Annotated in this window: 9 protein-coding genes; 4 read left to right on the forward strand and 5 right to left on the reverse strand. The window is 63.1% G+C overall.

Annotation, left to right across the window (positions count from 1 at the left end; all coding sequences use genetic code 11):
* From lptD to rsmA, 4 genes are all read left to right on the forward strand, one after another.
* On the forward strand, nucleotides 1–621 hold a 621-nt coding region (gene lptD / locus ADADOO_RS16045; protein ID WP_511278513.1), incomplete at its 5' end, for an LPS assembly protein LptD.
* Complete coding sequence (locus tag ADADOO_RS16050) at nucleotides 618–1937, forward strand: peptidylprolyl isomerase (RefSeq protein WP_511278514.1); 1320 nt, start codon at nucleotides 618–620, stop codon at nucleotides 1935–1937. The genes lptD and ADADOO_RS16050, both read left to right, overlap by 4 nt.
* The gene (pdxA, locus tag ADADOO_RS16055; protein WP_511278515.1) at nucleotides 1937–2929 is read left to right on the forward strand and encodes a 4-hydroxythreonine-4-phosphate dehydrogenase PdxA; all 993 of its coding nucleotides are present in this window, start codon (nucleotides 1937–1939) and stop codon (nucleotides 2927–2929) included. Before ADADOO_RS16050 ends, pdxA begins: the two co-directional genes overlap by 1 nt.
* Before the next feature lie 156 nt (nucleotides 2930–3085).
* A complete protein-coding gene (gene rsmA / locus ADADOO_RS16060; RefSeq protein WP_511278516.1) occupies nucleotides 3086–3862 on the forward strand; it encodes a 16S rRNA (adenine(1518)-N(6)/adenine(1519)-N(6))-dimethyltransferase RsmA in 777 nt (258 codons plus the stop codon).
* A 148-nt stretch (nucleotides 3863–4010) separates the two neighbouring features.
* Here the strand turns inward: rsmA and ADADOO_RS16065 are convergent, their stop codons facing one another.
* From ADADOO_RS16065 to ADADOO_RS16085, 5 genes are all read right to left on the reverse strand, one after another.
* Nucleotides 4011–4202 carry a YgaP family membrane protein gene (locus ADADOO_RS16065; RefSeq protein WP_511278517.1) on the reverse strand — a complete coding sequence of 64 codons (192 nt, stop codon included), beginning with the start codon at nucleotides 4200–4202 and terminating at the stop codon, nucleotides 4011–4013.
* 73 nt (nucleotides 4203–4275) lie between these two features.
* On the reverse strand, nucleotides 4276–4971 hold the full coding sequence (locus ADADOO_RS16070) for a Crp/Fnr family transcriptional regulator (protein ID WP_511278518.1): 696 nt from the start codon (nucleotides 4969–4971) through the stop codon (nucleotides 4276–4278).
* A 2-nt stretch (nucleotides 4972–4973) separates the two neighbouring features.
* Complete coding sequence (gene xth, locus ADADOO_RS16075; RefSeq protein ID WP_511278519.1) at nucleotides 4974–5741, reverse strand: exodeoxyribonuclease III; 768 nt, start codon at nucleotides 5739–5741, stop codon at nucleotides 4974–4976.
* Complete coding sequence (locus ADADOO_RS16080) at nucleotides 5738–6217, reverse strand: glutaredoxin family protein (protein WP_511278520.1); 480 nt, start codon at nucleotides 6215–6217, stop codon at nucleotides 5738–5740. The genes xth and ADADOO_RS16080 overlap by 4 nt, the downstream gene beginning before the upstream one ends.
* 20 nt (nucleotides 6218–6237) lie before the next feature.
* On the reverse strand, nucleotides 6238–8292 hold the full coding sequence (locus ADADOO_RS16085; protein ID WP_511278521.1) for a M3 family metallopeptidase: 2055 nt from the start codon (nucleotides 8290–8292) through the stop codon (nucleotides 6238–6240).
* Between the last annotated feature and the right edge of the window lie 349 nt (nucleotides 8293–8641).

Consider the following 8641-nt stretch of genomic DNA (forward strand, 5'->3'; position numbering starts at 1 on the left):
GGCGAAACCGGTGTCGAGCGTTTCAAGGCGATGATCGGCCAGCGTCACTACTTCAGGCCGCAGCGCGTCGCCATTGACAACGAAACCGTTCGCTCCGCCGACTTCACCAATCTGGTTGCTGCGGTCAACGGCCTGGTGGCCCCTAAAACCTATACCGATGTCGCCTGGGAATACAACTACCGCGACAACGTCAGCGAACGCTTCTCGGCCGGCGTGCGCTTCCAGCCGGAACTCGGCAAGGTGCTGTCGGCCAGTTATCGCTACACACGCAATCCGCTGACCAACGATTCGACCGTCGACCAGATCGACGTCGCCGGCCAGTGGCCGATCGCCGCCAAGTGGTATGCCGTCGGCCGTTACAACTATTCCCTGCGCGACAAGAAGACGCTTGAGTCGATCGCCGGCGTCGAGTACAACGCCGGTTGCTGGGCCGTTCGTGTCGTTGGTCAGCGCCTGGCAGCGATCTCCGGAACACCAAACGACACGCTGTTTTTCCAGCTGGAACTCAACGATTTCGGTAGTATCGGCACCAATCCGATCGGCCTGCTCCGGCGCAGCATTCCGGGCTATGGCAAGATCAACGAGCTGCCCAATAGCAGCAGCCTGCTCACCTCCCAATGAAGACCATGACCTCATTCATTCGCCCCCTGCTTGTCCTGATCTGCTGCCTCGGTAGCCTGCTGGCGCATCCCGTGTCCGCCGCGCCGGAGGAACCCATTGCGGCCGACCGTATCGTCGCTGTCGTCGGCGACGAGGTCATCACCTATTTTGATTTGCGCACTCGCCTCGGCGCTGCCCTCAAGCAGTTGCAGAAGCAGGGGACGCCGCTGCCGCCGCAGGATGTGCTGGAACGGCAGATGCTCGAGCGGCTGATCATGGAGCGCGTTCAGCTGCAATATGCCCGCGATTCCGGCATGAAGGTCGACGACAATCAGCTTGAACAGGCCATCGGCCGCATTGCCGCCGGCAACAAGATGACCCTGCCGCAGTTCCGCGCGGCGCTCGAAAAGGACGGCGTCGAGTACGCCCAGTTCCGCGAGGAAATTCGTAGCGAAATGGTGACCGTCCGCCTGCGCGAACGCGAGGTCGACAGCAAGCTGATCATTTCCGACGGCGAAATCGACAACTATCTGGCCAACCAGACGGCCGCCGGTGGCAGCGGCGAGGAATACCAGCTGGCCCACATCCTGTTGCGCGCGCCGGAATCAGCCACCCCCGAGCAACTGCAAAAGCTGCGTCTGCGCGGCGAGCAGGCCCTCAAGCGGGCGCAGGCCGGCGAGAACTTCGCCCAACTCACCGCTGCTTTCTCCGACGCGCCGGACGCGCTGCAAGGCGGAGATCTCGGCTGGCGCGCGCTCGATCGCCTGCCGTCCCTGTATGCCGAAGCGGCCGGCCGGCTGCAGGCCGGTCAGGTCAGCGAGTTGCTGCGTTCATCGGCTGGCTTCCACATCGTCAAACTGGTCAACAAGCGCGGCGGCAGCGCCCCGGCCTCGGTGCAACAGACCCATCCGCGCCACATCCTGATCCGCATCAACGAAGTGGTTTCCGAATCCGATGCCCGGCGCAAGCTCGAGATTATTCGCGAACGCATCGTCAACGGCGTCGATTTTGCCGAGCAGGCCCGCCTCAATTCGCAAGATGGCTCGGCGGCCAAGGGCGGCGACCTCGGCTGGCTCAGCCCGGGCGATACCGTGCCGGAATTCGAGCGGGCCATGGATGCTTTGAAAATCAACGAACTTAGCCCGGTCGTCCAGTCGCCCTTCGGCATGCACCTGATTCAGGTCCAGGAACGTCGCGAGCGCGATGTCTCCGAAGAGCGCCGGCGCGGCGTTGCCCGTCAGGCGCTGCGCGAACGTAAACTGGATGAAGCCTACCAGGACTGGCTGCGCCAGCTGCGCGACCGCAGCTACGTCGAAAACCGTCTCGAAGAAAAGTGATGTTGCCGGTCATCGCCGTGACCAGCGGCGAGCCGGCCGGTATCGGGCCGGAGCTCTGTCTGCGCCTGGCCGGCTACGAAGGCGATGCCCGGCCGGTCATTCTCGGTGACCGGCTGCTGCTTGAAGGGCGGGCGGCGCAGCTCGGCCTGGCGATCAATTTTCGCGATTTTTGCCCGAAAAATCCGGTTGACCGTAGCGTTCTCGACGTTGTGCACATTCCGCTCGCCGTGCCGTCGCGGGCCGGTAAGCTCGACGCCGCCAACGGCCCCTACGTGCTGGCGCTGCTCGACCGGGCGCTGGCCGGCTGCCAGTCCGGCGAATTCGCCGCGATGGCGACGGCGCCGGTGCACAAGGGCGTCATCAACGACGCCGGCGTGCCCTTCACCGGCCACACCGAATACCTCGCCGTCAAGACAGGTACCCCGCTCGTCGTCATGATGCTCGCCGGCGACACCGAGCGCGGCCCGCTGCGCGTCGCGCTGGCCACCACGCATTTGCCGCTCAAAGACGTCTCGGCGGCGATCACTGCCGAGGTGCTGGAAAAAACCCTGCGCATCCTGCACGCCGACCTGCGCAGCAAATACGGCATTGCCCGGCCGCGCATCCTTGTCGCTGGCCTCAATCCGCATGCCGGCGAGGGCGGTTATCTCGGCATGGAAGAAATCGAAGTCATCACGCCGGTGCTCGAAAAGCTGCGCGGCGAAGGCATGCAACTCGCCGGCCCCTATCCGGCCGACACGATGTTTACGCCGCCCATCCTCGCCCAGGGCGACGCCGTGCTCGCCATGTATCACGACCAGGGCCTGACCGCGCTCAAATACGCCACCTTCGGCCAGGGCATCAACGTCACCCTCGGCCTGCCGATCATCCGCACCTCGGTCGATCACGGCACTGCGCTCGAACTGGCCGGCACCGGCCGGGCCGATCCGGGCAGCCTGTTCGAAGCCGTGGCTGAAGCGGCACGCATGGCAAGTGCTCTGCTTCGCAATTAGACGAGCCATGAAAACTGGTCTTTGCGCCCCCGGCGTCGTTGCTCATCCTCGCAATAGCTTCGGCTATTGCTCCGGTTCGCGCCTAGCCAGGAACACCAATCCGGCGCTTTCATCATGGCTCGCTCATCACGAAGCAGAGCACATAAGGAAAACACAATGAAGGGTCACGTCGCCCGCAAACGCTTCGGCCAGAATTTTCTCGTCGACCACGGTGTCATCGCCGCCATCGTTTCGGCGATCAACCCCCAGCGCGACGACACCGTCGTCGAAATCGGCCCCGGCCTGGGGGCGATTACCGAGCCGCTCATGCAACGCGTCGATCACCTGCACGTCGTCGAAATCGACCGCGACCTGATCGCCCGTCTCAAAAAACAACACCCGCCGGAACGCATGACGATTCACGAAGGCGACGCACTGGCCTTCGATTTCGCCCGCATTGGCAAGAATCTGCGGCTGGTCGGCAATCTGCCCTACAACATCTCGACGCCACTGCTTTTTCACCTCGCCGACTACGTCGACGTCCTCCACGACATGCATTTCATGCTGCAAAAAGAAGTCGTCGAGCGTATGGTCGCCGAGCCGGGTACCGCCGATTTCGGGCGCATGTCGGTCATGTTGCAATACCGTTTTTATCTGGAATGGCTGATCGACGTGCCGCCGGAAAGCTTCGATCCGCCGCCCAAGGTTCAATCAGCCGTCGTCCGCCTGATCCCCAAGCCGGTGTCGGAACTCAATGCCAAAAGCCAGGAAAAGCTGTCGCAGGTCGTCCTGACCGCCTTCTCGCAACGCCGCAAGATGTTGCGCAACACCATGAAGGGCATGCTCAGCGACGCCGGATTCGCCGAGCTCGGCATCGCCCCGACCCTGCGCCCGGAGGATGTTTCGGTCGAGGATTACGTGCGCATCGCCAATTACCTGTCGGCCGGGGCGTAGCGAGAATCCCACGACCACAGAAACAACGGCTGGCCCTAGGGGCAACCGGGCTTGCTACGGTCAACCGGAAAAAAGGCCCCGAAATTGAAATGCTCGGGCCATGAAAAAACCCGCCGAGGCGGGTTTTTTCATGGCGCGTGAAACTGAGTTATTTCTTCATTGGACAGGTCTTGATGCCGAGCAGCGTGTAGGCCGGGCACCAGCCCATCAGGCCGGTGGCCAGCGGCACGATGCCGATGTAGCCCCAGACCGGCAGCAGGCCGGCCGCCGTGGCGCCGATCAGGCCGGCGCCGACAACGATGCGAAGGATTTTATCGATACCGCCAACATTTGCAGCCATGGTGTGTTCTCCGTTTAAGTTAGGTGTACGCCGCCAATGTAACGGTCCGGCCGGGGGGCGTCTGTAACCTCGGTCACATAGCGGCAAGTTTTTGCAGGCCGGCGCGGTCGGTTACTGTCAGCTGTTCGCGCCCCAGCGTGACCAGGCCCTGCTCGGCGAAGCCCTTGAGCAGGCGGCTGACGATTTCGCGGACGCTGCCCAGTTCGTCGGCCAGTTGCTGGTGAGTGATGGCGAGCACGGTTTCGTTGCGGGCCAGGATCAGTTTGGCCAGGCGCTGGTCGAGGCGGGCGAAAGCGACTTCCTCGACGAGCTGCATGAGTTCGCCGATGCGGTCGGCAAACAGATGAAAGACGAAATCGCGGAACGGGGTGTGTTCGACCATCAGGGCGGCAAAGGCGCCGACCGGCAGGGCGAGCAGGGTGAGCGGCGTTTCGGCGATGCCGCGCGCGTTGTAGTCGGTGTGTCCGAGCAGGCAGCTCGACGAAATGATGCACGAGCCACCGGGTGCGACGCGGTAGAGCATCAGTTCGCGGCCGCTGGCGGCCAGCTTGATGACCTTGATGCTGCCTTCGAGGAGCAGCGGGAAGCCCTGGCAGGGCTGGCGTTCGGCAAAAACCTGGGCGCCGGCCGGCAGGTGCATGACGGCCTGCGGCGAGACCAGGGCAGCCAGCCGGTCGGCCGGCAGGCCGCTCAGCGCCGGGTACAAATTCAGCACTTTTTCCCGGTCGACCGTGGGACCGGCCGCTGTATCTGTCGTCGCGGGATTCATGTTCAGCCGCCGACTTCGGCCCACACCGGGGCGTGGTCGGACGGCCGTTCGAGTTTGCGCGGGGCGCGGTCGATGCCGGCCGCCGTGCAGCTGTCGGCCAGCGGTTTTGAGAGCAGGATGTGATCGATGCGCAGGCCCTGGTTTTTCTGGAAACCGAGCATCCGGTAATCCCACCACGAGAAGGTCTTTTCCGGCTGCTCGAAGAGCCGGAAACTGTCGCTCAGGCCGAGGCCGAGCAGGCGCTGGAAGGCGGTGCGTTCGGGCGGCGAGACGAGAATGCCGTCGGCCCAGCGTTGCGGGTCGTGCACATCGCGTTCGTCCGGCGCGATGTTGTAGTCGCCGCACAGCGCGAGCTTCGGATACTTGGCCATTTCCTCGCCGAGCCAGACGGCCAGGCCGTCGAGCCAGCGCAGCTTGTAGTCGTACTTGTCGCAGCCGACTTCCTGGCCGTTCGGCATGTAGGCGCAGATGACGCGCGTGTCGCCGACCGTGCCGCTGATCAGGCGCTTCTGTTCATCGGGAAAATGCGGGTTGCCGCAGACGACATCGGCGATTGGCCGACGGGCGAGCAGGGCGACGCCGTTGTAGGTTTTCTGGCCGAAGAAGGCGACCTGATAACCGGCGGCCTCGATCTCGGCACGCGGGAAATTGTGGTCTTCAAGTTTCAGTTCCTGCAGACACAGCGCATCGGGTTTTGCCGCGGCCAGCCAGTCAAGCAGGTGGGGCAGGCGGACCTTGAGCGAATTTACATTCCAACTGGCGATCTTCACTTGCTCTCGCCGCTCGCTGTCTTGGCTGTGCTCTTCGGGTAGCCGGCGAGGTCGAGCAGATTGTTGTAGGCGCCGGCTTCAAAGCCGCGGAAATTCTGCTTGCCGACCTTGAGCGAAGGAATAAAGAGGTCGCCGACCAGTTGTTTCAACTCCGCGAAATCTTCCGGTTTCTGCAGCATTTTTTCGGTGAAGGGCGTGCCACGCCCGTTTAGCAGGTCGCGCGCGCTCTTGCATTCGGCGATGCAGTCGGCCGAGGTGTAGAGCGTGACGGGGAACAACTCCATTGCCCGTTTGGTGGCGAAGGACAGGCCATCGCTGGCTTCTGCTTTGCCGCCCAGCTTGGCGACGGCCTTTGCACTGCCCGGCGGCGGGGTGTCGGAAACGACGGTGTGGCCCGCCGAGTCGGTCCACCGGTAGGTCTCGGCCTGGGCGCCGGCCGCGGCCAGCATCAGGCACAAAGTGAGCAGATAACGCATGGCTTTCCTCCCTGAAATTCTTAGGCAGCAATCATACCGCTATGGCGGAGCAGCGCATCAACACTCGGTTCGCGGCCGCGGAAAGCCTTGAAGGATTCGATGGCCGGACGTGAGCCGCCGACCGAGAGGATCTCGTCGAGGAAGCGCTGGCCGACCGTCGCATCGAACGGATTTCCGGCTTCTTCGAAGGCCGCGTAGGCGTCGGCCGACAGCACTTCCGCCCACTTGTAGCTGAAATAGCCCGCCCCGTAGCCACCACCAAAAATGTGCGAGAAGCTGTTCGGGAAACGGTGCCATTCGGGCGGCGTCAGCACGGCGACTTCCTGGCGCACGTCCTTGAGCACATCCATCACGGTCAACCCGGATTTCGGGTCAAAATCGGAATGGATGAGCATGTCGAACAGCGAGAACTCGATCTGGCGCACGGCCATCATGCCGCTCTGGAAATTCTTGGCAGCCAGCATCTTGTCGAACAGTTCGCGCGGCAGCGGGGCGCCGGTATCGACGTGGGCCGTCATGCCCTCGACGACTTCCCATTCCCAGCAATAGTTTTCCATGAACTGCGAGGGCAGCTCGACGGCATCCCACTCGACGCCGTGGATGCCCGAAACGCCGAGCTCTTCGCCGCGCGTCAGCAGATGGTGCAGGCCGTGGCCGGTTTCATGGAACAGCGTCGTGACGTCGTCGTGCGTGAAGGTGGCGGGCTTGCCACCGTTCGGCCGCGAGAAATTGCAGTTGAGGTAGGCAATCGGTTTTTGGATGCCGCCCGGCACCCGGCGCCGCGAGCGGGCTTCGTCCATCCAGGCGCCGCCACGCTTGGTTTCGCGGGCGTAGAGGTCCATGTAGAACTGGCCGACCAGATCGCCGGCCGGCGTTTCCAGCCGGTAAAAGCGGACATCCTCGTGCCAGACCGGCGCCGTGTCCGGCTTGACCTTGACGTTGAACAGGCTCTCGATGACCTTGAACAGGCCGCCGAGCACCTTGGGTTCGGTGAAATACTGCTTCACTTCCTGCTCGGAGAAGGCATAGCGCTTTTGCAGCAGCTTTTCGGAGACGTAGGCGGCATCCCAGGGCTGGAAATCGGCCAGGCCAAGTTCATCCTTGGCGAAGGCGCGCAGTTCGGCGATGTCCTTCTCGGCGAACGGCTTGGCCTTGGCCGCCAGTTCGCGCAGGAAAGTCAGCACCTGGGCCGGTGTGTCGGCCATTTTCGGCGCCAGCGACACTTCGGCGAAATTGTTGAAGCCGAGCATCTTGGCGTCTTCGACGCGTAGTTCGAGCATGCGCTGGATGATCGGCGTGTTGTCCCATTCCGGCTTGCTCGAACCGTCGTGGAATTCAGCGGCGCGCGTCGCGTAGGCGCGGTGCAGACGGGCGCGCAGTTCGCGGTTGTCGGCGTACTGCATGACCGGGCCGTAGGACGGGGCCTGCAGGCTGAAACGCCAGCCTTCGACGCCGGCTTTCTCAGCGGCGGTTTTGGCGGCTTCCTTGGCATCGTCGGGCAGGCCAGCGAGCAGGGCTTCGTCGGTGACGACTTCCGAAAACGCGTTGGTGGCGTCAAGCAGGTTTTCGGCAAACTTGGCCGACAGCTGCGACAGTTCTTCCATGATCGCCTGGAAGCGCGGCTTCTGGTCATCCGGCAACTCGGCGCCGGACAGGCGGAAATCGCGCACTTCGTTGTTGACGACCTTTTTCTGTTCGACGCTCAGCGTGGCGTATTCCGTGCTGTCGCGCAGCGCCTTGTATTTCTCAAAGAGCTTGAGGTTCTGGCCAAGCTCGGCGTAGAAGCGCGAAACTTCCGGCAGCATTTCGTTGTACGCCTCGCGCCAGGCCGGAATGTCATTGACCGAATGCAGGTGGCCGACGATGCCCCAGGCGCGGCCGAACGGCTCAAGGCCATCGGACAGCGCGCCGGCGAAATCCTGCCAGGTGGCCGGGGTGGTGTCGGCGGTCAGGCGTTCGATCAGTTCGCGGCCGGCGGTCAATAGGGATTCGATCGCCGGTTTGACGTGTTCGGGCTGAACGGTGTCGAAACGCGGCAGATCGGAGAAGTCGAGCAGGGGATTGGCGGTCGTCATTTTTAGTTTCCAGGCAAGAAAAACGGGCGGTCAGGCCGCCCGTTGAATCTGGGGGCAGACTCCCTATTCTACAAGCTCGCGCCAGGCATGCCACGAGGCATGGCCGAGAATCGGCATGATCAGGACCAGACCGAAGAATAGAGCGGCAAAACCGAGCAGCGTCTGGCCGGCGCCTCGCTGGCCGTAAATGTAGTCATGCGGCCACGCCTTTACGGGCGGAAAACGTGCGGCAAGTCGTACGCTCCGCCAATCTGGCGCACCAAGCCTCGCTGTTAGTTGTCGAGCGACTTGATGAGGTCGAAAAGGCGCTGGTAGAAATCGTGGGCGATCACGGTTTCTTCGCCGACCT

This window comes from Azonexus sp., from assembly GCF_036170495.1.
GTDB lineage: Bacteria > Pseudomonadota > Gammaproteobacteria > Burkholderiales > Rhodocyclaceae > Azonexus.

Bases quoted from the DNA above. Each gene is read 5' to 3' on its own strand.
- pdxA (WP_511278515.1), top strand. From the start codon at position 1,937: ATGTTGCCGGTCATCGCCGTGACCAGCGGCGAGCCGGCCGGTATCGGG.
- ADADOO_RS16085 (WP_511278521.1), bottom strand. From the start codon at position 8,292: ATGACGACCGCCAATCCCCTGCTCGACTTCTCCGATCTGCCGCGTTTC.
- ADADOO_RS16080 (WP_511278520.1), bottom strand. From the start codon at position 6,217: ATGCGTTATCTGCTCACTTTGTGCCTGATGCTGGCCGCGGCCGGCGCC.
- ADADOO_RS16050 (WP_511278514.1), top strand. From the start codon at position 618: ATGAAGACCATGACCTCATTCATTCGCCCCCTGCTTGTCCTGATCTGC.
- rsmA (WP_511278516.1), top strand. From the start codon at position 3,086: ATGAAGGGTCACGTCGCCCGCAAACGCTTCGGCCAGAATTTTCTCGTC.
- ADADOO_RS16070 (WP_511278518.1), bottom strand. From the start codon at position 4,971: ATGAATCCCGCGACGACAGATACAGCGGCCGGTCCCACGGTCGACCGG.
- ADADOO_RS16065 (WP_511278517.1), bottom strand. From the start codon at position 4,202: ATGGCTGCAAATGTTGGCGGTATCGATAAAATCCTTCGCATCGTTGTC.